The sequence below is a fragment of the Fenollaria timonensis genome (assembly GCF_001457835.1).
Lineage (GTDB): Bacteria > Bacillota > Clostridia > Tissierellales > Peptoniphilaceae > Fenollaria > Fenollaria timonensis.
Map to the genome: position 1 here is coordinate 25,922 of NZ_LN898230.1, position 24,224 is coordinate 50,145.

Sequence of the window (24,224 nt, forward strand, 5' to 3'; positions counted from 1 at the left end):
TAATGCAAAGAAGATTCAGACCTAGAAAAAAAGTATGTGCTTTCTGCCAAGAAAAGAATGAACACATCGACTATAAAGATGTAGCAAAACTAAGAAAATACATCACAGAAAAGGGTAAAATCTTACCAAGAAGAATAACAGGCACTTGCGCTAAACACCAAAGAGAAATCACAAGAGCTATTAAGAGAGCTAGACAAGTGGCACTATTGCCTTACACTCAAGATTAGTACGTTTACGTGCTAAAATTGCGGTATAGCGAAATAATTAAATTATTGAAATATTTAGGATTTTCATTAAGCTCCATGCAAATGGAGCTTTTTTGACGGGAAACGCAAATCTCATCATAGCGTAAAGGTTCTAAGTCCATGCACCAAGAGAACGAGTGAAACGAAGTTCGATTGGATATGCATGCCTTATGCCAGAGTTTACAAAGGTATGGAGCGTAGCGAACATAGCTTTGAATAAACTTACGGCTCGGCTGTTTACAGTCGGGGTTCTTCTTTTATCTACGAAATCACTGTATAGCAAAATAAATAAATTATTAAAAGCTTTCACTTTGGTGGGAGCTTTTTTAAAAGCGCTTCGCCTAATCCATCGTAGTGCAAAGCACCAAGGTTACCGGGTACCCGCCCGATGCGAAGCATCGTGGAAGGGTGGGGTTCTTCTTTATAACAAAAAATCACTATAAATTTTTGAAATATACAGAAATTTTTGAATATAAAAATTATTAAAGCTTTCACTTCGGTGGGAGCTTTTTTTACTATCTTTCTTACAAATTTGTTAAAAATTACGAAAATCCATTTACTTTTGATTGCGCGGGTATATAATATATATAAGTAAAGTAATAAAAAGTGATAAAAGGAGGTTTATTATGAAAAAGTTTTTATCATTTATTTTAGTATTTGTACTAGTTTTATCAATGTCTATGAACATTTCTATGGCGAAGCTTGACGAGACTGGTGTGAAAGAAATTAGTTTTGGAACTGATAGGGGACCTGAAGATGCCATTATTAGAATTGCTGACAAAACTTATCCTATTAAGAACGGAACTATATTATTTATCAACGGAGAAATAATTCCTGAAGCTGAAGTTGTTATGGACGGTGGCAAGGCCATGCTACCACTAAGGCTTATTGCTGAAAAGCTTGGTTACGAACTAGGCTGGAACGGCGCTGAGAAAAAGGTTACGCTTAAAAAAGCTGATAAGAGCATTGACATTGCCACTACTAAGAATGAAATGGCTAAGCTTATCAATAATACTACTTATGTATCTAGCGATTTCGTTGAAAAGAATCTTGCTGAAAGCGCTATAGTGACTGAAAGCCTAGGCAAGGACTTCGAAAAATTCTATGATACACAGATGCCTATAACTCAAGATAAGACTATTGAAAGAAGCTTAAGAAATGTCATCATCGATGAAAAGCATGAGTACAAGGACAATATTAGTTCGGATGACGCGATGAAGCTAGTAAAAGAGAAATGTCTTGAAGGTCTAAATAACTTTGCAAAGACTTTGAAGGAAAAAACTAAGGACGAGCCAAATAGATTTGACGATGACATAAAATTAATAGAAAAAGATATCAATAGAATGATCTACATTGGAGAAGTATCTAAGTTTTATAGATACACAATAGGACCTTATGATGTTTTATATGACAGAACAGATGGCAAAATCTACTTCCAAATATATTCATCAGAAACTTATATCAAGGAAATGGATGTAAATGATGAAAATCTGTATATGCCAATATTTATAGTAGGATAGCAATATTCAATTAAGCTCCATTAATTTGGAGCTTTTTTCACGTCTACACAATTTGCAAAAATGATTTTTTAGTATTATAATATAAATAGTTTATTAGGGGGGGTGTCAAAATGACGGAACTTAATAAAATAAATTCAAAGGGCAAAGTAAGTAAGATATATAATTACACTGTTTTAGGCATATATGCTGCAGTTTTGCTAGCGTATGTAATTTTTAGACTTATGGGTAATGATGTAAAAGCAGCTAATATCTTTCTTAATGGTGTATTTCTGAGTTTAATATTTGCTCTAGTGGGATTAATATTTATTAAGAAAAACACTTTTACTTGGATAAACATTATCTTGCCTGTATTAATAAATCTACCATACTTCTTAGGTCTTGTAGCTGTTACGCATGCTTTGGATATTATGGGGATTGCATCTTATTACTTGGAGCAAGTGATTAATTCACCAATAAATTTAATAAAAGCGTTTTTCTAAATTTTGCGCATAAAAATGCAGCTACATCATCATGTAGCTGCATTAATTTTTATCTATTATCTAATTACATTTTTGGATCGGCTTCGTAGTGTGTGTGTAAAAGTTCGTGTGCTAATTCGCCGCCAACTTCGCCAAGGTATTCATCATACAATTGTTTGATTTTTGGATTGGCGTGTGACTTTCTAATTGTCTTGTGCTCGTCTATATTGTATATGGCTTCGGCTCTCTTCTTAAGTGTTGAGATTTTGCCGTTGTGGAACGGTTGACCGCCTCCACCTATGCATCCGCCTGGGCAAGCCATAACTTCTATAGCGTCGTATTCTTTTTCGCCTGATTTAACCATGTTTAGTAGCTTTCTTGTATTACCAAGGCCATTGGCAACGGCGATTCTAATTTTTCTTCCGTCTATATCTATGCTTGCTTCCTTGATGCCGTTTAGGCCTCTAAGTGCAGTGAATTCAATCTCTTCAAGCTCTTTTCCTGTGATTGTTTCGTAAGCTGTTCTGCATGTTGCTTCGATAACGCCGCCTGTTGCTCCAAAGATAGCGCCTGCTCCTGTTGATTCACCCATCGGGTCGTCGAATTCTTCATCTTTAAGGTCTTTAAAGCTGATACCTGCTTCTTTAATCATAGCGCCTAGTTCTCTTGTTGTAATTACTATATCAACATCGCTGTGGCCCTTATTTTTAAGCTCGTCTCTTGCTGATTCATACTTTTTCGCAAGGCAAGGCATGATTGATACGACTACCATATCCTTAGGATCTACATTAAGCTTTTCAGCAAGATAAGTCTTTGCAACGGCTCCGAACATTTCGTGAGGGCTCTTGCATGAAGACGGTATGTCTATCATATCTGAGAACTGTTGTTCCATAAAGTTTACCCAACCAGGGCAGCAGCTTGTAAGTATCGGCATCTTGCCGCCTTTTGTAAGTCTTTGAACAAATTCGTGTGCTTCTTCAACTATAGTTAGGTCGGCTGCGAAGTTTGTGTCGAAAACTTTGTCAAAGCCAAGTTTTCTAAGTGCGCTAACCATTTTCCCAGTGACTATAGTTCCTGGCTCCATGCCAAATAGCTCGCCTAGAGCAACTCTAACTGCTGGAGCTGTTTGAACAACAACGTATTTCTTTGGATCTGAAAGTGCTTTCCACACTTTTCTAATATAGTTCATGCCGTGAAGTGCGCCTGTAGGGCAGACTGTAACGCATTGACCGCAGAAAGTACATGTTGTTTCGAACATGCTTCTGTTAAATGTTGAGCCGACGTGGCAGTCAAAACCACGGCCAACCTCAGCAAGTGCGCCAACTGTTTGCACTTCGTTACACATTGTCTCGCATCTTCTGCAAAGTATACACTTTTCCGGCTCTCTGACCATTGAAAGGCTTCTCGAGTCAATAGGTATATGTCTTCTTTCTCCTTGATATGGGATATCTCTGATGCCTAGGTCTTGTGCTAGCTTTTGCAATTGACAGTTTAAGTTCTTAGCACAAGTCAAGCAGCTATTTGGATGGTCTGACAATAGCAGTTCAACTATAGTTCTTCTCGCGTTTATGGCAAGAGGCGACTCAGTCTTTATCTCCATGCCTTCTTTGACAGGTGTCGCGCAGGCTGGAAGTAGCTTGCCGCTTTTAAAGTCTTCAACCATACAAACCCTGCATGAAGCAAGTTTATTTACAAATTTTATATCGTGTAAGTCCATGTGGCAAAGTGTAGGTATCTTTACGCCAATGTCCTTAGCAGCGTCAAGTATTGAAGTTCTCTCTGCAACAGAGACATCAACGCCGTTAATTTTTAAATTTATCATCTTAGCCATAAGTACCTCCTAAACCAATTCTACTGCCTTAACTGGGCAGACGTTCATGCAATTGCCGCACTTGATACACTTAGCTGTGTCAATTACGTGTTTTTCCTTAACATTACCTTCGATGCAGTTAACAGGGCAGTTTCTAGCACATTTTGTGCAGCCTATACACTTATCTGTGATGTGGTAGTTAAGTAGGTTTTTGCACTTCTTAGCTGGACAAGTTTTGCTTTCACCAACGTGCGCCATATACTCGTCTCTGAAATATGTCAATGTTGATAGTATCGGGTTTGGAGACGATTGACCAAGTCCGCAAAGTGATGCTTTGCTCACGATGATGGATAGATCTTCAAGCTTTTCTATGTCTTCTTCACTACCATTTCCTGAAGTTATCTTTTCTAATAGCTCTAAAAGCCTTTTGTTACCAATTCTACAAGGCGTACACTTACCACATGATTCGTCAACGGAGAATTCTAGGAAGAATCTTGAAACGTCTACCATGCAGTCGTCTTCGTCCATGACAACCATACCGCCGGAGCCCATGATTGAGCCGATGGCTTTAAGAGACGCAAAGTCAACCTTTGTATCGAATAGCCTTTCAGGTATACAGCCGCCTGATGGTCCGCCTGTTTGAACAGCTTTGGCCTTTTTGTCATCTTGGATGCCGCCGCCTATTGCAAAAACTATGTCCCTGATTGTCGTACCCATAGGTACTTCAACTAGGCCAGAGTTTTTAACCTTACCAACAAGTGAGAAAACCTTAGTTCCTGGCGAGTCTTCAGTGCCGATGGATGTGAACCAGTCTGAGCCATGCTCAATGATTTGAGCGATGTTAGCGAATGTTTCAACATTGTTGATAACAGTTGGCTTGCCCCATAGACCACGTTCAGTAGTTCTGTACTCTTTATTTCTTGGCATACCACGCTTTCCTTCGATAGATTCCATAAGAGCAGTACCTTCGCCGCAGACAAAAGCGCCTGCGCCTAGACGAAGCTCGATTTGGAAGGAAAAGTCTGTTCCTAAAATATTGTCACCTAATAAATTGTTTTCATTTGCCTTTTTTATGGCAATCTTTAGGCTCTCAACAGCCTTTGGATACTCAGCTCTAACGTAGATGAAGCCCTTTTGCGCGCCAATAGCGTAGGCACATATGGCCATGCCTTCTAAAACGCTGTGTGGATCCTTTTCAAGAACGGATCTGTCCATGTAGGCACCTGGGTCGCCTTCGTCTGCGTTACAAATTACATATTTAATGCCTTCTGGCTGATTAAAAGCAGCTTCCCACTTTCTTCCAGTAGGGAAACCCGCACCACCACGGCCCCTAAGGCCAGAAGCTTTTACTTCTTTAATTACATCTTCTCTTTTCATATTAAGCGCCTTCTCTAAAGAGAAATATCCGCCTAAAGCTATGTATTCATCTAAGGACGATGAGTCGATTATGTCACAGTTCTTTAGAACGATACGTTTTTGCTTTTCGAAAAACTCACCCTTTTTAGTAATTTTGTCACCGTCAATATTAAAAGAGCCGTCCTTTTTAAGTCTGTCAAGAAGAAGATCTTTAGTTTTCTTTTGAATTTCTAATAGATTTTCCTTATTCATATGCTACTCCTTATATTTATTAATAATTTCAGTGACTTGACTCTCTTTGACATGGTCGTAGACGTCCTCACCAACAGTTACAACAGGTGCCAAAGCGCATTCACCAACACATCTAGTCTCAACTATAGAGAAAAGTCCGTCCGCAGTTGCTTCGCCCTTAGCTACATTTAATTCCTTTAAGAAATCATCCAAAAGCTTGTCAGCTCCCTTAACGTAGCAAGCAGTACCTAAGCAGATGCATATAGAGTGCTTTCCTCTAGGTTTAAAAGTGAATTGACTGTAGAACGATGCAACGCCATAGATTTCGCTGCTTGGCTTATTTAATTTAAGAGCCATAAAGTCTACAATCTCTTCAGGTATGTATCCAAAGAGTCTTTGTGCTTCTTGAAGAACAGGCATGACAGCCCCTTTGTCATTCTTCTTTTCTTCTACAAATTGTAAGAACTCGTCGAATTTCGCACGATCTTTATTAAAACAAAAAGCCATAATTTACCTCCTTTGTATTTTTATCCTCACAAATCTATTTTATTATATAAAGGCCCCTTTGTCAATTAGTAAATATTTATATCAGAGATCGTTTATACTATAAAAATCAATATATATTTTCTTCTTTAGCAAAGAGCAAAATCGATTTACGCGTGAATCGATATTTATCTTTGACAAATTACACGGCATATATAATAGGAAGATTTAGTATATTAGCTATGCCATATATATGGCAAAAAATATTCTGCTATATATAAAGGAAGAGAAAAAAATTAAAAAAAGTAAAAATATTTTTAAAAAAGCCTTGACATAGAGGAGCTAATTATGTATAATAGATGAGTGCTTAAATCAAATGGCTATGACTAAGAAAGGTTGCGCATCATGTTTTTTGTTGCGTGATGTGGTAATTTCCCTAGTTTCATGCAAGTCTACTCAAAAAAGAAGTAGGCGATTGATTGGCATATTTTATTTACGCTTAGAGAAAACGCACGGCTGCGTGTGTAAGAGTTGACTCTCTAAGAGGTAAAAAATATTACATGGAGGTAATTAAATGTCAAGCAAAAAACAAAAAATCAGAATCAGACTTAAAGCTTACGATCACACACTTTTAGATCAATCAGCTCAAAGAATTGTTGAAGCTGCTAAAAAGACAGGCTGTAAGGTATCAGGACCAGTTCCACTACCAACAGAAAAGCAAATCGTAACTATTTTAAGATCAGTTCACGTTAACAAAGATTCAAGAGAACAATTCGAACAAAGAACTCACAAGAGATTAATCGATATCCTTGAACCAAACGACAAAACTGTAGACGCACTTATGAAGATGAATGTGCCTGCAGGTGTAGATATAGAAATAAAACTATAATCTATAAGATTTTATTTAAAATCCGCTGTAAATTATGGAGGTGCAGTTAATGAACGGAATTTTAGCAAAGAAAATTGGAATGACACAAGTTTTCGAAGAATCAGGAGACTTAGTTCCAGTTACTGTTCTTCAAGCCGGACCTATGGTAGTTGTTCAAAAGAAAACTGTTGAAACAGACGGTTACAACGCTATAGTAGTTGGTTTTGGAGAAATCAATGAAAAGAATGTAAACAAACCTCGTAAGGGTCAATTCAAAAAAGCTAATGCTAGCTACAAAAGATACCTTAGAGAGTTTAAAGTAGACGATGTAGAAAAATACAACTTAGGTGATGAAATCACTGTTGAAATCATGGATGGCATCGAATTTGTAGATGTTATCGGAACATCAAAAGGTAAAGGTACTCAAGGTGTTATAAAGAGACACGGCTTCGGTAGAGGTAGAGAATCACACGGTTCAAAATTCCACAGAATGCCAGGTGGTATGGGTGCTGCAACATGGCCAGGAAAAGTATTTAAGGGCCATAGAATGATGGGCCGCATGGGTAATGAAAGAACAACTGTTCAAAACCTAAAAGTAGTAAGAGTAGATAAAGAAAACGGAATTATCCTAATCAAAGGTGCTGTACCAGGACCAAAGAAAGGTTTAATTACTGTTAGAAAAGCAATAAAGAAATAGCGCTAAAGGAGGATTAAAATGCCAAGTTATAAAGTTTTAAACATGGAAGGTAAAGAACTTGAGACAATTGAATTAAATGATGACATCTTTAATCAAGAAGACAACCCTCATCTTATTTACCAAGTAGTAGTTAATCATTTAGCGAACAAACGTCAAGGAACTCAAAGCACTTTAACAAGAGCTGAAGTTAGAGGCGGTGGAAGAAAACCTTGGAAACAAAAAGGTACAGGTAGAGCAAGACAAGGAAGTACAAGAAGCCCTCAATGGAAAGGCGGCGGAGTTGTATTTGCACCAAAGCCAAGAAGCTACGGCTACAAACTTCCTAAGAAGTTAAAGAGACAAGCTTTAAAGGTAGCTCTTTCAAACAAAGTTCGTGATAATGAGCTTATTATAGTAGATGATATAAAATTACAAGAAGTTAAGACAAAATACGCTTTTGAAGCACTACAAAATCTTAACGCAAAGAAAGCATATATAGTTACTAAAGATAACGATAAAGATACACAAAGAGCTTTTAGAAACATACCATTCACAATGATTAGTGAAGCAAGAAACATAAACGTATATGACATAGTAAGACATGACAGCATGATAATTACAAAAGCTTCTTTAGAAACTATTGAGGAGGTGTTCAAATAATGCTTAATCCACATGATATAATCATAAAACCCATAGTAACAGAAAGATCTATGAGAGATATGGAAGAAGGTAAGTACACTTTCAAAGTAGACAGAAGAGTAAACAAATCTGAAATCAAAAAGGCAGTTGAAAACGTTTTTGATGTAAAGGTTGAAAAAGTAAACACAATGAACATGCAAGGTAAGTTAAAAAGACAAGGCGCTCACGAAGGAAGAAGACCTAACTGGAAAAAGGCCATTGTTACACTTAAGGAAGATTCAAAGAGAATTGAATTCTTTGAAGGCATGGCAAATTAGTGATAGGAGGGAAATTTAATGGCTATAAAAACATATAAACCAACTACTCCGTCCAGAAGAATGATGGCATCACCTGCTTTTGAGCTTATCACAAGAGATAAACCAGAAAAGTCACTTGTAGAAAGCATTAAGAAAAACTCAGGTAGAAACAACACTGGTAGAATCACATCTCGTCACAGAGGCGGGGGAGCTAAGAAGATATACAGAATTATCGACTTTAAGAGAAATAAAATAGGCGTTGTTGGAACAGTAGCTCACATCGAGTACGATCCAAACAGAACAGCAAACATCGCACTTATTCAATACGAAGATGGCGAAAAGAGATACATCCTTCATCCAGTAGGATTAAAGGTAGGAGATAAGATCGAAGCTGGCGAACATGTCGACATCAAAGTAGGTAACGCACTTAAATTAAGAGACATCCCAGTAGGTACTTTAATCCACAACATTGAAATGAAACCTGAAAAAGGCGGACAACTAGCAAGAAGTGCTGGTTCATACGCACAACTTATGGGTAAAGAAGGTAACTACGCACAATTAAGATTACCATCAGGCGAAATGAGAGTAGTTTTACTTGATTGTATGGCAACTATAGGCCAAGTAGGTAACCTTGACCACGAACTAGTTAACATGGGTAAAGCTGGTAAGAAGAGATTAACAGGAAGACGCCCTCACGTAAGAGGTTCAGCGATGAACCCAGTAGACCATCCACATGGTGGTGGTGAAGGTAGAGCACCAATAGGTAGACCATCACCAATGACACCTTGGGGTAAACCTGCTCTAGGACTTAAGACTAGAAAGAAAAAGAAACATTCTGATAAGTATATAATCAGAAGAAGAAACGACAAGTAGGAGGGTTTAAATGGCAAGTTCGATTAAAAAAGGACCTTTCGTAGACGAACACTTAATGAAAAAAGTTGAAGCTATGAACGAAGCCAACGATAAAAAAGTTATTAAAACATGGTCAAGACGTTCAACAATCTTCCCTGAATTCATAGGACACACAATCGCAGTATATGACGGTAGAAAACACGTTCCTGTATATATAACAGAAGATATGGTAGGACACAAACTTGGAGAGTTCGTTTTAACAAGAACTTTCAGAGGCCACGTTGATAAAGGCGACAAGAAAGCAACTGTAAAATAATAGAAGGAGGATATAAATGGAAGCAAAAGCAATAGCTAAATATATTAGAATATCTCCTAGAAAAGTACATTTTATATGTAACGAAATTAGGGGAAAAGATATAGATGAAGCTCTTTCTATTTTAAAGTTTACACCAAAGAAAGGTGCAAGAGAACTATTAGCAGTACTTGAATCTGCAATAGCAAACGCTACAAACAATTTTGATTTAGATAGAGACAAACTATATGTTAAGGATGCACAAGCAACTGATGGACCAAGAATGAAAAGATATAGACCAAAGGCTCACGGTTCAGCTTATCCAATACTAAAGAGAACTGCACACTTATCAGTTGTAGTATCAGACGAGAAATAAGGAGGTAAGAAATGGGCCAAAAAGTAAATCCACATGGACTAAGAGTCGGAATTATTAAAGATTGGAGCTCAAATTGGTATGCCGACAAGAAAAGTTTCTCTGACAATTTAGTTGAAGACTACAAGATAAGAGAATTTTTGAAAAAAGAGCTTTACCAAGCAGGAGTTTCAAAATTAAAGATTGAAAGAACAAGAAAGAAAATAAAAGTTACTATATACACAGCAAAGCCAGGTATCGTAATCGGTAGAGGCGGAGAAGGTATAGAAGCACTTAAGAAGAAAATCGAAAAACTTACTACTAAGACAGTTTTAGTAAACGTTGAAGAAGTAAGAAAACCAGATTTAGATGCTCAATTAGTAGCAGAAAACATTGCTTTCCAACTAGAAAGAAGAATTACATTTAGAAGAGCAATGAAAGGCGCTATCCAAAGAACAATGAAAGAAGGAGCTAAGGGTATCAAAACTCAAGTTTCCGGAAGACTTGGTGGAGCCGACATGGCTAGAAGCGAAGGTTATTCAGAAGGAACTATCCCTCTACAAACACTTAGAGCAGACATCGACTACGGTTTTGCAGAAGCAAACACAACATACGGCAAGATCGGTGTAAAGGTTTGGTTATACAAAGGAGAAGTACTTCCAGAAGTAACTGACGAAAGAAAGAAAAACTTTAAAAAGAGAAGTCAAGACGACAGAAAGAGAGACTTCAAAAAGAGAAGAAGAAATAACAACCAAAATACAGGCTTCAAAGACAGAAGAAACAATAACAACAGAAGAGACTTTAAGCCAGAAGCACAAGACGCTAATAAAGAAGATTAGTAAGGAGGAAAACATACTATGTTAATGCCTAAAAGAGTAAAGCATCGTAGAGTTCATAGAGGCAGAATGAAGGGTAAAGCATACTCAGGTAACACAGTTACTTACGGCGAATACGGCCTTCAAGCACTAGAACCAACATGGATGACAGCAAACCAAATAGAAGCTGCTCGTCGTGCGATGACAAGATATATAAAAAGAGGTGGAAATGTTTGGATCAAAGTATTTCCAGACAAACCAGTAACAAAGAAACCTGCAGAAGTACGTATGGGTTCCGGTAAAGGTGCTCCTGAGTATTGGGTTGCAGTAGTAAAACCAGGAAGAGTATTATTCGAAATGGGTGGAGTTTCTGAAGACGTAGCAAGAGAAGCAATCAGACTTGCAGCAATGAAACTTCCTATAAAAACTAAATTTGTAGTTCGTGAAGAAGGTGGTGAAGCTAATGAAGGTTAAAGAAATACGTGATTTAACAACTGAAGAATTAAATCAAAAAGAAAAAGAACTTAAAAAAGAACTTTTTAACCTAAGATTCCAATTAGCTACCGGACAATTAGAAAACCCAAAGACAATTTCTCAAGTTAGAAAAGACATTGCTAGAGTGAAAACAATTGTCAGAGAAAGAGAACTTTCTCAAGTAAAGGAGGCTTAAATCAATGGAAAGAAATCTTAGAAAAGTTAGAACAGGTACAGTAGTTTCTGATAAGATGGAAAAGACAATAACTGTTGCAGTTGAAACAAAAGTTAGTCATCCTATATATAAGAAGAGAGTAAACAGAACTACTAAATTTAAGGCTCACGACGAAAACAACGAAGCAAGAGTTGGCGATTTTGTAAAGATTATGGAAACAAGACCACTATCTAAGACAAAAAGATGGAGACTCGTTGAAATTATAGAAAAAGCAAAATAGTCCTTTTATAGGAAGGGAGGTTAATAAATTGATACAAGCTGAATCAAGAATGAGAGTAGCTGATAACTCCGGAGCCAGAGAGGTACTAGTAATTAAAGTCTTAGGTGGCAGTAAAAGAAAGTATGCCGGAGTGGGCGACATCGTGGTTTGCACTGTAAAGAATGCAACACCAGGAGGCGTTGTTAAAAAAGGAGACGTTGTTAAAGCTGTTATAGTAAGAACAACTCAACCAATAAGAAGACAAGACGGATCATATATAAGATTTGATGATAACGCAGCAGTTATCGTAAAAGAAGATAAAAATCCTGTAGGAACTCGTATATTTGGACCTGTAACTAGAGAACTAAGAACTGGTGGTTACATGAAGATCATATCACTAGCTCCAGAAGTTCTTTAATGAAGGGAGGTTAAATTATGCACGTTAAAGTAGGCGACAAGGTAATTGTTATTGCCGGTAAAGATAAAGGAAAAACAGGTAAAGTTCTAAAGACATTACCTAAGAAAGACCGTGTCGTAGTTGAAGGAATAAACATTCAAACTAGACACCAAAAAGCTCGTGGACCTCAAGAACCAGGTGGTATCATTAAAGCAGAAGGAGCAATACATGTTTCTAATGTTATGGTATATAACGAATCACTTAAAAAAGGTACAAGAGTAGGCTATAAGGTTTTGGAAGACGGCAAGAAAGTTAGATACATGAAAGCCGACGGAGAAACATTAGACAAATAAGGGAGGTAGAACGGATGGCTTCCAGACTGGAAACAAGGTACAAAGAAGAAATTGTGCCTCAAATGATGGAAAAATTAGGATATGATAATATAATGCAAGTTCCTAAGCTAGACAAAGTTGTTATAAACATCGGTTTAGGACATGCGAAAGAAAATCCAAAAGTTCTTGAAAATGCCTTAAGAGAGTTAGAATTAATAACTGGACAAAAACCAGTTGTTACTCACGCTAAAAAATCTATAGCTAACTTTAAGCTAAGAGAAGGCATGAAGATTGGATGTAAAGTAACACTTAGAAGAGACAAGATGTACTACTTCTTAGACAAGTTAATGAACATCGCTCTTCCAAGAGTAAGAGACTTTAGAGGTGTTAGTAGCACTTCATTCGACGGTAGAGGAAACTATGCATTAGGTATTAAAGAACAATTAATCTTCCCTGAAATCGTATACGATGAAGTAGATGAAATCAGAGGTATGGATATAATAATTGTTACTACAGCAAATACTGATAAAGAAGCAAAAGAGTTCTTAGAGCTTCTTGGAATGCCTTTTAGAAAGTAAAAGGAGGAAGTAGATGGCTAAAAAATCAATGGTTGCTAAGCAACAAGGTAAACAAAAATATAAGGTAAGAGAGTACAATAGATGCAAGATTTGCGGAAGACCTCACGGTTACCTTAGAAAATATGGAATTTGTCGTATATGCTTTAGAAAATTAGCATATAAGGGAGAAATTCCTGGCGTAAGAAAAGCAAGCTGGTAGAAGGAGGAGTGATGTAATATGATGACGGATCCAATCGCGGATATGCTTACAAGAATCAGAAATGCTAACTCACAAAAACACGATTCAGTAGATATTCCGAAGTCAAGAATTAAACAAGAAATCGCTCAAATACTTTTAGATGAAGGATATATAAAAGGCTTTGAAGTCGTTGAAGACAACAAGCAAGGCATAATAAGAGTTGAACTAAAATACCTTCCAAACAAAGAAAGAGTAATTTCCGGTATAAAGAGAATTTCTAAACCCGGACTTAGAATATATGTAAATTCAAACGAAGTGCCTAAAGTATTAGGTGGATTAGGTATAGCAATACTTTCTACATCCCACGGTCTTATGACAGACAAAAAAGCTAGACAAGATAAAGTGGGCGGAGAAGTAATCTGCTATGTATGGTAAAATTAGCTAGGAGGAGTAATAATGTCAAGAATAGGTCTTAAACCTATTACAGTACCTCAAGGCGTAGAAATTAAAGTTAATGACGGAGTAGTTACTGTAAAAGGACCAAAGGGCGAACTAAAAGAAAACATCTCAAAAGATCTTACAATCAAAGTTGAAGATGGCATCTTAAACGTAGAACGTCCTAACGATGAAAAGAAAATTAAAGCTCTACACGGCCTAACTAGATCACTAATCCATAATATGGTTATAGGTGTAACAGAAGGTTTCTCAAAAGAACTTACTATTATAGGTACAGGTTATAGAGCACAAAAGAATGGAAATAAATTAGCTTTAACACTTGGTTTTTCACATCCACTTGAACTAGAAGATCCAGAAGGAATCACAGTTGAAGTGCCTGAACAAGACAAGATCATTGTTAAAGGTTTAGACAAACAAAAAGTAGGACAATACGCTGCATACATCAGAACATTCAGAATGCCTGAGCCATACAAAGGAAAAGGTATCAGATACACTGATGAGTATGTAAGACGTAAAGTTGGTAAGACTGGTAAGTAGGAGGAGAATTAGATGATAAACAAAGAAGCAAAAAAAGTAAGTCGTCAAAAAAGACACTTAAGAATCAGATCTAAGATTTCCGGTACTCAAGAAAGACCAAGACTATGTGTATTTAGAAGTGATAAACATATATACGCACAACTTATAGATGACGTTAACGGTGTAACACTTGCACAAAGCTCAACACTTGATAAGTCTTTAAACTTAGAAAGAACATCAAACATTGAAGCAGCTAAAGCAGTTGGAACAAAGATTGCTGAACTTGCTAAGGAAAAAGGCATAGAAGAAGTAGTATTTGACAGAGCAGGTTACATCTACCATGGTAGGATTAAAGAACTAGCTGAAGCAGCTAGATCAGCAGGTCTAAAATTTTAACGAAGGAGGGGAATTGATGGAACACTTAATTATTGATGCAGCAACTCTTGATCTTGAAGAACAAGTTGTTTCTATAAACAGAGTTGCAAAAGTAGTAAAGGGTGGTAGAAACTTTAGATTCTCGGCCTTAGTTGTTGTTGGAGACAGACAAGGACACGTTGGTGTTGGTATGAGTAAAGCACTTGAAGTACCTGAAGCAATCAGAAAGGCAGTTCAAGACGCTAAGAAGCACCTAGTTGAAGTTCCTATAGTTGATACAACAATCCCACACGAAATAAAAGGCATTTATGGCGCAGGTAAAGTATTCTTAAAACCAGCTCCTAAGGGATCAGGTGTTAAGGCATCAGCAGCTATCCGTGCCGTATGCGAACTTGCAGGTATTGAAAATATCTCTGCTAAACGTCTTGGATCAAACAATCCTCGTAACATTGTAAACGCTACAATCAACGGACTTACAAATTTAAAGAAAGCCGAAGATGTTGCTAAAGCAAGAGGAAAATCTGTAGAAGAAATATTAGGATAGGAGGTTTAAGTATGAACACAATTAAAATTAAACTTAAAAGAAGTTTTATAGGTAAACCTTCTGATCATATAAAGGTAGTTAAAGCTATAGGTCTTAGAAAGATAGGACAAGTAGTAGAAAAGAACGATACCCCACAAATTAGAGGGATGATACACAAAGTAGACTACATGCTTGAAATCGTAGACTAATTAAGGAGGTGTAAAGATGAAGCTAAATAATTTACAAGCTCAAGAAGGCGGAAAGATCGGTAAAAAAGCTGCTCGTAGAGGTAGAGGTATTGGATCAGGCCTAGGCAAAACTTCTGGTCGTGGTCAAAAAGGACAAAAGTCTAGATCAGGCGGCGGAGTAAGACCAGGCTTTGAAGGCGGTCAAATGCCATTATTCAGAAGATTACCTAAGAGGGGCTTTACAAATATATTCAGAAAAGAGTATGCAATAGTTAACATCTCCAGCTTAAATGTCTTTGACGATGGTGAGACTGTAGATACACAAAAACTTATCGAAAGAGGCTTAGTTAAGAAAAGCTTAGCAACAGCCAATGGTGTTAAGGTTTTAGGTAACGGAGAATTAGAAAAGAAAATCAATCTTAACGTTGAAAGAATAAGTGAAAGTGCTAAAGAAAAGGTTGAGGCAAAGGGCGGAAAGGTAGAGGTGAAATAAAATGTTTAAGACTCTAAAGAACGCATGGGCAATTAAAGAGATTAGATCAAAGATACTTTTCACACTTGCTATGCTATTCATTTATAGACTTGGAAACTTTATTCCACTTCCATTTGTAAACAGAGATGCTCTTCAAAGCTTCTTTACAGCAAACAACTCAAGCCTTTTAGGCTTTCTAGATATGATGGCCGGTGGAGCGCTATCCAGATTAAGTATATTTGCGTCAAACATCTATCCTTACATCAACGCATCCATCATCATACAACTTTTAACAGTAGCTATACCAAAGCTAGAAGAACTAGCTAAGGAAGGCGAAACTGGTAGAAAGAAAATTAACAGATATACAAGATACTTAACTATAGTATTAGCTGTAGTTCAAGGTATCGGTACAGTATTTGGACTATTAAGAGGAACAATCACTGGCGGAACTTGGGCAAAATTACTTATGGTACTTTGCTTAGTAGCTGGTACACAATTCTTAGTATTCCTTGGTGATCAAATCACTGAAAAAGGCGTTGGTAACGGTATTTCCCTTATCATCTTCCTAGGAATCATCGCAAGACTTCCTGAGACAGTAATCCAATACTTTAACTTAACTAAAGCTGGACAATATAACCTAATCAACGTTATAGTTATGGTTATCGCTATGATAGCTATAGTTGCTTTCGTTGTATTAATACAAGAAGGCGAGAGAAGAATTGGCGTTCAATATGCCAAAAGAGTAGTTGGTAGAAAGATGTATGGCGGACAATCAACACACATCCCTATCAAAGTAAACATGGCAGGCGTTATGCCAGTTATCTTCTCAACATCATTCCTTGGAGCTTTCCAAACAATCGGAATGATTACAGGAGGTTCATTTGGTAAGTTTATGGAAACATATTTAGGATATAATTCAGTAGCATTTGCTATATTAAACATCTTACTAATTATATTCTTCACATTCTTCTATAACGAAATACAATTCAATCCAATTGAATACTCAAAGAATTTACAACAAAACGGTGGATTCATCCCTGGTATCAGACCAGGTAGACCAACTAGCGACTACTTAGCTAAGATCGTTAGAAGGATTGGTCTTGTTGGAGCTATCTCACTTGCATTATTAGCAACACTACCAATAATACTTGGATCAATATTAAAGATGCAAACACACTTTACAGGTACAGGTATTATCATCGTAGTAGGTGTTGTTATTGAAACAATCAAGCAAATCGAAGCTCAAATGATGATGAGACACTACAAAGGTTTCTTAAGCTAGGAGGTTAATGATGAGATTATTAATTTTAGGACCTCCAGGAGCTGGTAAAGGAACTCAAAGTGATAAGATAGTTGAACATTATAATGTAAAACATATTTCTACAGGAGATATGTTCAGAGAAAATATTAAAGGCGGTACAGAACTAGGTAAGAAGGCAACAGAGTACATGGACAAAGGACTTTTAGTTCCAGACTCACTTGTAAACGATATGGTCATGGATAGACTATCTAAAGATGACCTTAAGGAAAACGGCTTCTTACTAGACGGTTACCCAAGAAATATAAGCCAAGCTGAAGCACTTAAAGACATGCTTACTAAGCTTGATATGCCACTAGATGCAGTTATCAACATAGAAGTACCTTCTAAATTCTTAATCGATAGAATCACTGGAAGAAGAGTGTGCCCTAAGTGCCAAAGAAGCTATCACATTGCTAACAACCCACCAAAGGAAGAAGGCATATGTGATTATGATGGCGAAGCTCTTATTACTAGAAAGGACGACAACGAAGAAACTGTTAAGAACAGAATCGATGTTTACGACAAAGAAACAAAGCCTTTAGTAGACTTCTATACAGCTGAAGGCATTATATTGAATATCGATGGAACTCTTTCTATTGATGAGACTTTTGAATCGATAAAATCAAAATTGGGTAGATAGGTGTAACGATGGAATCTACAAAAGATATTGTAGTAGGACAACTGGTTAAATCTAAATCCGGAAGAGATATGATGAGACTGTTTTTAGTATACGAAGTAGTTGATAATGAGCACGTGCTTTTAGTCGATGGAAAAGTAAGAAAGCTTGAAAAGCCTAAGCTTAAGAAGATCAAGCACTTAATCGTATATCATACAATAGTTGAAGACTTTCAAAAGAAAGTAGAAGAAAATTCAAAATTAACAAACAGTCAAATAAGAAAGTATCTAGAACCTTTCTTGATAGAAGAACATTAGGAGGACAAAATGGCTAAAAAAGACATTATAGAGCTTGAAGGAGTAGTAGTCGATGCACTACCAAACGCTATATTCAAGGTAAAACTTCAAAATGAACATATAATTACATGTCATATCTCTGGAAAGTTAAGAATGAACTATATAAGGATTTTACCCGGAGATACAGTAAATGTCGAGCTTTCTCCATATGACTTGGAGAGAGGTCGTATAACTTGGCGTAAGAAGTAAGGAGAGATAAAATGAAGGTAAGACCATCAGTTAAAAAAATTTGTGATAAATGCAAAATTATCAAAAGACACGGAAAAGTTATGGTAATTTGCGAAAATCCAAAACATAAACAAGTACAAGGATAATAGGAGGTGTAGCTTAATGGCAAGAATTGCAGGTGTTGATATCCCTAGAGATAAAAGAGTTGAAATATCATTAACATATATCTATGGTATTGGTCTTTCAACTTCACAAAAAATATTAAGTGAATGTGGTATAGATCCAAACACAAGAGTTAAGGATCTTACAGAAGCAGAAGTAAATGAAATAAGAGACAAGATTGATCACATTAAGGTTGAAGGTGACCTAAGACGTGATGTTGCTCTAAACATAAAGAGACTTCGTGAAATAAACTCATACAGAGGAATTAGACATAAAAGAAATCTTCCAGTAAGAGGACAAAGAACAAAGACAAACGCTAGGACTAGAAAAGGCCCTAAGACAGCTAAAAAGTAAGGAGGTAGAAGTAAATGGCAGCAAATAAAGGTAGTAAAACTAAAACTAAAAGAAGAGTTAAAAAGAACATCGAAAAAGGCCAAGCTCACATTTCTTCATCATTCAACAACACAATGGTAACTATTTCCGATATGCAAGGAAATGTTTTATCATGGGCTAGTGCTGGACAATTAGGCTTTAGAGGTTCTAGAAAGTCAACTCCATTCGCAGCACAAGAAGCAGCTGAAACAGCGGCTAAAAAAGCGATGGAACACGGTCTAAAAACTGTAGAAGTTTATGTAAAAGGACCAGGAGCTGGTAGAGAAGCAGCTATAAGAAGTCTGCAAGCAACAGGACTTGAAGTTAACATGATCAAAGATGTTACGCCTATACCTCATAACGGTTGCAGACCACCTAAGAGAAGAAGAGTATAATTTTGTATATACTTTTTAGTCTAAGGAGGGGTTAATTGTGATTGAAATAGAAAAGCCACATGTGCAAGTACAAAGTGCTACAAGTGACGGAACTTATGTAAAGATGATTATAGAACCTCTTGAAAGAGGCTACGGAGAAACACTTGGTAACTCATTAAGAAGAGTACTTCTTTCCCTATTACCAGGTGCAGCTGTAAACAAAATCAAGATAGAAAACGTTTTACACGAATTTTCTACCATAGATGGAGTATTAGAAGACGTAAGCGAAATAATATTAAATATTAAGAGCTTAGTTTTAAAATACACAGGAGATGAGCCGCAAAAACTACTTATCGATCAAAAAGGACCGAAAGAAGTAACAGCTAAAGACATAATCGCATCACCTGAAGTTGAAGTAATAAATCCAGATCATCACATAGCAACTATAAATGAAGATGGAAAATTAAGTATTGAAATGGACCTTGTAAGAGGCAGAGGCTATGAACTAACAGATATATACAGAACTGGCGACGAAACAGAAGCAGAGATAGGCATTATACCTATAGACGCATCCTTCTCCCCAGTAAAGAAAGTTAATATATCGATAGACAATACAAGAGTTGGACAAATAACAGACTTTGATAAATTAACACTCGAAGTATGGACTAACGGAACTATAAAAGCAGTAGAAGCTGTAAGTTACGCAGCAAAGATTATCACAGAACACATGGGACTACTTATGGAATTATCCGACGGTATCGAAGATGTTGAAGTAATGATTGACGTTCCTAACAAGAAGAAAGACAAAGCACTTGATATGCAAGTAGAAGAACTTGATCTTTCAGTTAGAAGCTACAACTGCTTGAAGAGAGCTAATATAAATACAGTTCAAGAGCTTGTTAACAAGACAGATTCAGAAATGATGAAAGTAAGAAACCTTGGAAAGAAATCACTTGAAGAGGTAAAGAATAAGCTTGCAGAACTCAACTTATTTTTAAAGGAAGAAGAATAGGAGGAAGCTTATGGCACAATACAGAAAATTAGGCCGTAGAACCGACCATAGAAATGCTATGCTTCGTAACTTGGTAACATCACTTATAAAAGAGGGAGAAATAAAGACTACAGTTACACGTGCAAAAGAAACTAAAAGAATGGTTGACAAGATGATCACTCTTGCTAAGAGAGGCGACATGCACGCAATCAGACAAGCACAAAGCTACATCTATGACAAGGAAGTAACAAAAAAGTTATTTACAGAAATCGCGCCTAAGTACGCAGATAGACAAGGCGGCTACACAAGAATTTATAAACTTGAACCAAGAATTGGTGATGGCGCCGAAATCGCATTATTAAGATTAATATAATTTAGATGTATATAAAGTGGGCTTAAATAGTCCACTTTTTTACCGCATAAATTTGGAGAAATATGAAAGATTTAAATAGTAAAAGAATCGTTTCCACTTGGAAAGGTGGCAAAACAGAGCAGCTTTGCATAGAGCCGATAGATGCCACCCTACAAGAGAGAAACTTCGACCTAAGGATATCATCCGCGACCATAGACCTAGAGCGCTCAGAGTTTTCAGACTTCACAGGCTTTAGGCGCTACCTAATGAAACTTGAAGGAGACATCACACTTTTGATAGATGATAAGACCATCATCATAAGAGATGACGAAGCCTTTGAATTTATGGGAGACGAAAAAGTCATCTCCATTAGCAAAGAGCCATCACGCGACTTCAACGTCATCATTAAAAAAGATAAAAAAGCAGATATATCCATAAAAGAGAATGAAAAATTGAATACAAATAGAGGAGAATATATATTCTCACTCGAAAAAGCTAAAATCAACGACATAGATGTGGATAAATATTCATTATACGAGACAGATGACAATGATGAAACTATAGACCTACAAGGCAAATTTATTCACATAATAATACATCAATAGGAGAGAAATATGAAAAAATATAAACAAATACTAGCGTTAGCACTAGTTTTAATGCTAACAATGACATTATTCGCATGCAATAAACAAGAAAATAAAGAAACAGAAGAAAAAACAGAAGCTATAGACAAAACAGAAAAGACAGAAGAGGCAAAGACAGAAGAGACAGAAAGCGAAGCTACAGAAACAGCCGAACTTCCACAAGACGCACTTAGCGTAGAAATTAAGAAAGCAGAAGCACTTGATGACAAGTATGAAAACGCTTATGCATTACTAGATACAGCCGATGAAGCAAATAAGGCAAAGTACGATGAACTATATCCAAACGACCCATACAAGCTAGACATCGAACTTAAAGAAGCAGACGAGCCAAACAAGGCAAACTACTTAGGACTTTTAGAAAACATAATCTATATGGATAGAAAATTAGATGAAGCAACAGAAGACAAACCATACGACACAAAGAGAAACAAAGGCGAATCAGTATTAACATACGTACTAGCAAACGAAGAAGGCAAAGATCCAGTATTTTATGCAAATAGAGATCTATACAACTTCTTAAATCTTGAATTAGAAACAGGCGATAAGCTAAGAATTAAAGACTGGTCACTTCTTATAGAAGAGCCAACACAAGTAATCTTAGGTTACAATCAAAAAGACAGATACGAATTAGGCAAAACATACGAAATCGACTACTTTGGTACAAAGCTAAATATTATGCCAGTAGGCGTAGCTAAAGAAGGCACAAGCTATGTCAATGGCAATGGCGAAGAGATATCATTAGACAACACAATCATCGCCCCACTTAAGTACAGCGACTCAAAAGAAATGCTTAACGAAGATCAATACAAAGAAATCATCGATAAAGCACTAATACTTTCACCAGAAGCAGATAAGGCAATGTATTTAGGTAACTATATTAGAGGCGAGTACAAAGCAGTACATTTAAGTGATCTACTTAAATAAAATAGATTCAGAAGAAACAATTCAATCAAAACAATAATTATAGGCTGTATAATATCTATTGGGGAGTAAAACCTCAATAGATATTTTTTTGATAAAATTACAAAAAAAAGTTGCACTTGCACACATTTTATCCTATACTTAAAATACCACTACAACATAGGAGGTGTGTACAAGTGCAAGAATATAATACCATAAATTTGCTAGCTTGTAAAGATGTAGTTGTTAACAATTTTAAAGAAGGTGAAAATGTAGTAGTTATAGAAGCACAGACAAAAAAGTTAAAAAGCTGCCCATACTGTGGTTCTAAACATATCTGGGTTCATGATCACAGAACTCAAAAGATAAAAGATACACAGATGCATGGTAAAAAATGCATAATAAACCTAAGAAAAACTAGGTACAACTGTAAGTGCTGCGGGAAAAGAATTGATAGCAAAACAGAACTAGTAGCAAAGAAAATGACCATGACAAAAAGACTAGTAGCATCCATAGCTAGAGAGTTTAGAGAACTTTACTCAATAAAGTCAATATCAAGAAGATACTCAGTAAGCACATCAACAGTTACAAGAGTCCTATCTTACCTATCAGTAGAGAGAAAAAGTCTTCCAAAAGTACTTTTAATAGACGAGTTTAAAGGCGACAGCGGTTCATACAAGTATCAATGCTCACTTCTAGATGGCATAACACATGAAATCATAGACATAGTTAAAAGTAGGCAAGAAAATATTTTGTTTGAATACTTTAAAAACATACCAAAAGAAGAAAGAGAAAATGTAAAGATATTTGTTAGCGATATGTCAAAAACATTTAAAAACGTTAAAAACGCATACTTTAAAAACGCAGTACACATAGCAGACAAATATCACTTCGTAAGACAAGTCTCTTGGAGCTTAGAAAACGTAAGAAAGAGAATACAAAAAGATACATCAGCAGAAATGAGAATATACCTAAAAAGAAGTAAAAGCATACTTACAAAACCAATGCCAAAACTTAATGATGATCAAAAGCGAGAAGCAGCTCTAATGCTAGAGATAAGCGAAGAGCTAAGACTAGCATATGGCTTAAAAGAATCCTTCTATCAAGAAGTTCTAGTGCAGAAAAACAAAGAACAAGCACAATACAAGGTAAACGCATGGATAGACATATGTAAAAAATCAAAACTTAAAGAGTTTAAATCATGTATAACAGCCTTTACAAACTGGTCTGATGAAATTACAAACTCATTTGACTACAAACATTCAAATGGAGCACTAGAAGGAAAACATACAAAGATAAAGACACTAAAAAGAAACAGCTTTGGTATGAGAAACTTCGAGAGGTTCAGAAAAAGAATAATGCTTTTAGACTAAAATATATATATAAAACATCATAAAAACCTAATAAGCCTATATAGGTTTATTAGTCATGCAAAAATTACATAAATTTGTGTTATTTTAAGTATATAAATTAAAAACGTGCAAATGTTAGTTTTAACATAAAAAGAGAGACTTAAATCAATAAGTCTCCCCAATATTTGACATAGAGCCTAATTATAAGGCATGTGGGATTATATCTCACATGCTTTTTCTATATATAACGCTCGTTATATGTCAATCGCTCGTCGTATGCCATATGCCCGTCATATGCCATCATCCCAGCATATACCATCCGCCCGGCGTATATCATCCGCTCGGCGTATATCATCTGCGGCGCTTAGAACTAGCTAATTAGCAATTGTTTACACAATTTAGCATATTATATTGTTTTAATAATCATGGCAATGGGTAATTATACATAGGTGATTTTATGAATTTTGAATCTATTATTGATGATGCTATAAAGAATAATAAGGCGCTTCGTGGCTCTTTCTCGGGCCCTATTAACAAGGACGGGTCCAAGGTGAAGATTAAGACCATAGTCATGAAGAGTGAGGCGCATTTACAAATTGAAAAGTTCATTGAAAAGAAGGCTTTTCACGAGAACATTGCCATGGGCGAGGCGAAGGCGAAGCTATTAGCCCTAATGAATGAGTACAAGCAGCTCTTTATAACTATTGACGCGGACTCTTATCAAGTTTTTAACAATAAGGGAAAGATCAAGGCCATAAGCACGAAAACTGAAAAAAAAGGCGAAGGCGCTTAGCCATAACAATAAGAAAAACTACATAATT

General features: G+C 36.3%; 38 protein-coding genes and 1 pseudogene. 37 read left to right on the forward strand and 2 right to left on the reverse strand.

The features are described from left to right. The first annotated feature begins 2 nt into the window (after window positions 1-2). The 3 genes from rpsR to BN3004_RS03265 all read left to right on the forward strand — a co-directional run bounded on the left by rpsR (window position 3) and on the right by BN3004_RS03265 (window position 2,244). Window positions 3-227 (forward strand): 30S ribosomal protein S18, encoded by a 225-nt coding sequence (gene rpsR / locus BN3004_RS03250; protein ID WP_058259838.1) that lies wholly within the window; start codon window positions 3-5, stop codon window positions 225-227. Window positions 228-871: 644 nt separating this feature from the next. Then, complete coding sequence (locus BN3004_RS03260) at window positions 872-1,765, forward strand: copper amine oxidase N-terminal domain-containing protein (protein WP_058259840.1); 894 nt, start codon at window positions 872-874, stop codon at window positions 1,763-1,765. A gap of 110 nt (window positions 1,766-1,875) precedes the next feature. Then, window positions 1,876-2,244, forward strand: a complete 369-nt coding sequence (locus BN3004_RS03265) for a hypothetical protein (protein ID WP_058259841.1) — start codon at window positions 1,876-1,878, stop codon at window positions 2,242-2,244. 64 nt (window positions 2,245-2,308) lie between these two features. On the opposite strand, the gene BN3004_RS03270 is transcribed toward BN3004_RS03265, so the two are convergent. Continuing rightward, entirely contained in the window at window positions 2,309-4,054 is a 1,746-nt protein-coding gene (locus BN3004_RS03270) for an NADH-dependent [FeFe] hydrogenase, group A6 (protein WP_349267118.1), read from the reverse strand. 9 nt (window positions 4,055-4,063) lie between these two features. Then, window positions 4,064-6,127: pseudogene (locus tag BN3004_RS03275) on the reverse strand (NAD(P)H-dependent oxidoreductase subunit E). 550 nt (window positions 6,128-6,677) lie between these two features. On the opposite strand from BN3004_RS03275, the gene rpsJ reads away from it, so the two are divergent. The 34 genes from rpsJ to BN3004_RS03450 all read left to right on the forward strand — a co-directional run bounded on the left by rpsJ (window position 6,678) and on the right by BN3004_RS03450 (window position 24,196). Beyond that, the gene (rpsJ, locus tag BN3004_RS03285; RefSeq protein ID WP_019214284.1) at window positions 6,678-6,992 is read left to right on the forward strand and encodes a 30S ribosomal protein S10; all 315 of its coding nucleotides are present in this window, start codon (window positions 6,678-6,680) and stop codon (window positions 6,990-6,992) included. Window positions 6,993-7,041: 49 nt separating this feature from the next. Then, complete coding sequence (gene rplC / locus BN3004_RS03290; RefSeq protein WP_058259844.1) at window positions 7,042-7,668, forward strand: 50S ribosomal protein L3; 627 nt, start codon at window positions 7,042-7,044, stop codon at window positions 7,666-7,668. A gap of 18 nt (window positions 7,669-7,686) precedes the next feature. Beyond that, window positions 7,687-8,307, forward strand: a complete 621-nt coding sequence (gene rplD / locus BN3004_RS03295) for a 50S ribosomal protein L4 (protein ID WP_058259845.1) — start codon at window positions 7,687-7,689, stop codon at window positions 8,305-8,307. After that, entirely contained in the window at window positions 8,307-8,603 is a 297-nt protein-coding gene (rplW, locus tag BN3004_RS03300; protein WP_058259846.1) for a 50S ribosomal protein L23, read from the forward strand. The genes rplD and rplW overlap by 1 nt, the downstream gene beginning before the upstream one ends. 18 nt (window positions 8,604-8,621) lie before the next feature. Beyond that, window positions 8,622-9,455 (forward strand): 50S ribosomal protein L2, encoded by an 834-nt coding sequence (gene rplB, locus BN3004_RS03305; protein WP_058259847.1) that lies wholly within the window; start codon window positions 8,622-8,624, stop codon window positions 9,453-9,455. 10 nt (window positions 9,456-9,465) lie between these two features. Then, on the forward strand, window positions 9,466-9,750 hold the full coding sequence (gene rpsS, locus BN3004_RS03310) for a 30S ribosomal protein S19 (protein WP_058259848.1): 285 nt from the start codon (window positions 9,466-9,468) through the stop codon (window positions 9,748-9,750). A gap of 16 nt (window positions 9,751-9,766) precedes the next feature. Further along, window positions 9,767-10,102 (forward strand): 50S ribosomal protein L22, encoded by a 336-nt coding sequence (rplV, locus tag BN3004_RS03315; protein WP_058259849.1) that lies wholly within the window; start codon window positions 9,767-9,769, stop codon window positions 10,100-10,102. 11 nt (window positions 10,103-10,113) lie between these two features. After that, entirely contained in the window at window positions 10,114-10,917 is an 804-nt protein-coding gene (gene rpsC / locus BN3004_RS03320) for a 30S ribosomal protein S3 (protein WP_058259850.1), read from the forward strand. An 18-nt stretch (window positions 10,918-10,935) separates the two neighbouring features. After that, window positions 10,936-11,367, forward strand: a complete 432-nt coding sequence (gene rplP / locus BN3004_RS03325) for a 50S ribosomal protein L16 (protein WP_058259851.1) — start codon at window positions 10,936-10,938, stop codon at window positions 11,365-11,367. After that, entirely contained in the window at window positions 11,357-11,563 is a 207-nt protein-coding gene (gene rpmC, locus BN3004_RS03330; RefSeq protein ID WP_058259852.1) for a 50S ribosomal protein L29, read from the forward strand. Before rplP ends, rpmC begins: the two co-directional genes overlap by 11 nt. Window positions 11,564-11,567: 4 nt before the next feature. After that, complete coding sequence (rpsQ, locus tag BN3004_RS03335; RefSeq protein WP_019214294.1) at window positions 11,568-11,822, forward strand: 30S ribosomal protein S17; 255 nt, start codon at window positions 11,568-11,570, stop codon at window positions 11,820-11,822. Between the two features lie 28 nt (window positions 11,823-11,850). Further along, entirely contained in the window at window positions 11,851-12,219 is a 369-nt protein-coding gene (gene rplN / locus BN3004_RS03340; RefSeq protein ID WP_058259853.1) for a 50S ribosomal protein L14, read from the forward strand. A gap of 17 nt (window positions 12,220-12,236) precedes the next feature. Next, window positions 12,237-12,551 carry a 50S ribosomal protein L24 gene (gene rplX, locus BN3004_RS03345; protein WP_058259854.1) on the forward strand — a complete coding sequence of 105 codons (315 nt, stop codon included), beginning with the start codon at window positions 12,237-12,239 and terminating at the stop codon, window positions 12,549-12,551. A gap of 14 nt (window positions 12,552-12,565) precedes the next feature. Then, entirely contained in the window at window positions 12,566-13,108 is a 543-nt protein-coding gene (rplE, locus tag BN3004_RS03350; RefSeq protein ID WP_058259855.1) for a 50S ribosomal protein L5, read from the forward strand. Between the two features lie 13 nt (window positions 13,109-13,121). Continuing rightward, on the forward strand, window positions 13,122-13,307 hold the full coding sequence (locus BN3004_RS03355) for a type Z 30S ribosomal protein S14 (protein ID WP_058259856.1): 186 nt from the start codon (window positions 13,122-13,124) through the stop codon (window positions 13,305-13,307). A gap of 21 nt (window positions 13,308-13,328) precedes the next feature. Beyond that, window positions 13,329-13,721, forward strand: coding sequence for a 30S ribosomal protein S8 (gene rpsH, locus BN3004_RS03360; RefSeq protein WP_278315531.1), 393 nt, complete (start codon window positions 13,329-13,331; stop codon window positions 13,719-13,721). 21 nt (window positions 13,722-13,742) lie between these two features. Next, window positions 13,743-14,279 carry a 50S ribosomal protein L6 gene (gene rplF / locus BN3004_RS03365; protein WP_058259858.1) on the forward strand — a complete coding sequence of 179 codons (537 nt, stop codon included), beginning with the start codon at window positions 13,743-13,745 and terminating at the stop codon, window positions 14,277-14,279. Between the two features lie 12 nt (window positions 14,280-14,291). Then, on the forward strand, window positions 14,292-14,654 hold the full coding sequence (rplR, locus tag BN3004_RS03370) for a 50S ribosomal protein L18 (RefSeq protein WP_058259859.1): 363 nt from the start codon (window positions 14,292-14,294) through the stop codon (window positions 14,652-14,654). Between the two features lie 16 nt (window positions 14,655-14,670). Further along, window positions 14,671-15,177 carry a 30S ribosomal protein S5 gene (gene rpsE, locus BN3004_RS03375; protein ID WP_058259860.1) on the forward strand — a complete coding sequence of 169 codons (507 nt, stop codon included), beginning with the start codon at window positions 14,671-14,673 and terminating at the stop codon, window positions 15,175-15,177. An 11-nt stretch (window positions 15,178-15,188) separates the two neighbouring features. Beyond that, entirely contained in the window at window positions 15,189-15,365 is a 177-nt protein-coding gene (rpmD, locus tag BN3004_RS03380; RefSeq protein WP_019214303.1) for a 50S ribosomal protein L30, read from the forward strand. 16 nt (window positions 15,366-15,381) lie between these two features. Further along, window positions 15,382-15,837: a 50S ribosomal protein L15 gene (gene rplO / locus BN3004_RS03385; RefSeq protein ID WP_058259861.1), complete on the forward strand. Its 456-nt coding sequence runs from the start codon at window positions 15,382-15,384 to the stop codon at window positions 15,835-15,837. 1 nt (window position 15,838) lies between these two features. Further along, complete coding sequence (gene secY, locus BN3004_RS03390; protein ID WP_058259862.1) at window positions 15,839-17,098, forward strand: preprotein translocase subunit SecY; 1,260 nt, start codon at window positions 15,839-15,841, stop codon at window positions 17,096-17,098. Window positions 17,099-17,108: 10 nt separating this feature from the next. After that, window positions 17,109-17,756 carry an adenylate kinase gene (locus BN3004_RS03395; protein WP_058259863.1) on the forward strand — a complete coding sequence of 216 codons (648 nt, stop codon included), beginning with the start codon at window positions 17,109-17,111 and terminating at the stop codon, window positions 17,754-17,756. A gap of 8 nt (window positions 17,757-17,764) precedes the next feature. Further along, window positions 17,765-18,049 carry a KOW domain-containing RNA-binding protein gene (locus BN3004_RS03400; protein ID WP_058259864.1) on the forward strand — a complete coding sequence of 95 codons (285 nt, stop codon included), beginning with the start codon at window positions 17,765-17,767 and terminating at the stop codon, window positions 18,047-18,049. A gap of 9 nt (window positions 18,050-18,058) precedes the next feature. Beyond that, complete coding sequence (infA, locus tag BN3004_RS03405) at window positions 18,059-18,277, forward strand: translation initiation factor IF-1 (RefSeq protein WP_019214308.1); 219 nt, start codon at window positions 18,059-18,061, stop codon at window positions 18,275-18,277. Window positions 18,278-18,288: 11 nt separating this feature from the next. Further along, entirely contained in the window at window positions 18,289-18,402 is a 114-nt protein-coding gene (gene rpmJ, locus BN3004_RS03410; protein ID WP_019214309.1) for a 50S ribosomal protein L36, read from the forward strand. Window positions 18,403-18,418: 16 nt separating this feature from the next. Then, on the forward strand, window positions 18,419-18,772 hold the full coding sequence (gene rpsM / locus BN3004_RS03415) for a 30S ribosomal protein S13 (protein WP_058259865.1): 354 nt from the start codon (window positions 18,419-18,421) through the stop codon (window positions 18,770-18,772). Between the two features lie 14 nt (window positions 18,773-18,786). Then, window positions 18,787-19,185 (forward strand): 30S ribosomal protein S11, encoded by a 399-nt coding sequence (gene rpsK / locus BN3004_RS03420; RefSeq protein WP_058259866.1) that lies wholly within the window; start codon window positions 18,787-18,789, stop codon window positions 19,183-19,185. 37 nt (window positions 19,186-19,222) lie between these two features. Then, the gene (locus BN3004_RS03425; RefSeq protein WP_058259867.1) at window positions 19,223-20,176 is read left to right on the forward strand and encodes a DNA-directed RNA polymerase subunit alpha; all 954 of its coding nucleotides are present in this window, start codon (window positions 19,223-19,225) and stop codon (window positions 20,174-20,176) included. A gap of 10 nt (window positions 20,177-20,186) precedes the next feature. After that, on the forward strand, window positions 20,187-20,528 hold the full coding sequence (gene rplQ, locus BN3004_RS03430; RefSeq protein ID WP_058259868.1) for a 50S ribosomal protein L17: 342 nt from the start codon (window positions 20,187-20,189) through the stop codon (window positions 20,526-20,528). A 62-nt stretch (window positions 20,529-20,590) separates the two neighbouring features. Further along, window positions 20,591-21,112 (forward strand): HutD family protein, encoded by a 522-nt coding sequence (locus BN3004_RS03435; RefSeq protein ID WP_058259869.1) that lies wholly within the window; start codon window positions 20,591-20,593, stop codon window positions 21,110-21,112. 9 nt (window positions 21,113-21,121) lie between these two features. Further along, window positions 21,122-22,075, forward strand: coding sequence for a hypothetical protein (locus tag BN3004_RS03440; RefSeq protein WP_058259870.1), 954 nt, complete (start codon window positions 21,122-21,124; stop codon window positions 22,073-22,075). Between the two features lie 173 nt (window positions 22,076-22,248). After that, window positions 22,249-23,424 carry an ISL3 family transposase gene (locus BN3004_RS03445; RefSeq protein ID WP_058259271.1) on the forward strand — a complete coding sequence of 392 codons (1,176 nt, stop codon included), beginning with the start codon at window positions 22,249-22,251 and terminating at the stop codon, window positions 23,422-23,424. Window positions 23,425-23,860: 436 nt separating this feature from the next. Then, the gene (locus BN3004_RS03450) at window positions 23,861-24,196 is read left to right on the forward strand and encodes a hypothetical protein (protein WP_058259871.1); all 336 of its coding nucleotides are present in this window, start codon (window positions 23,861-23,863) and stop codon (window positions 24,194-24,196) included. The last annotated feature ends 28 nt before the right edge of the window (window positions 24,197-24,224 follow it).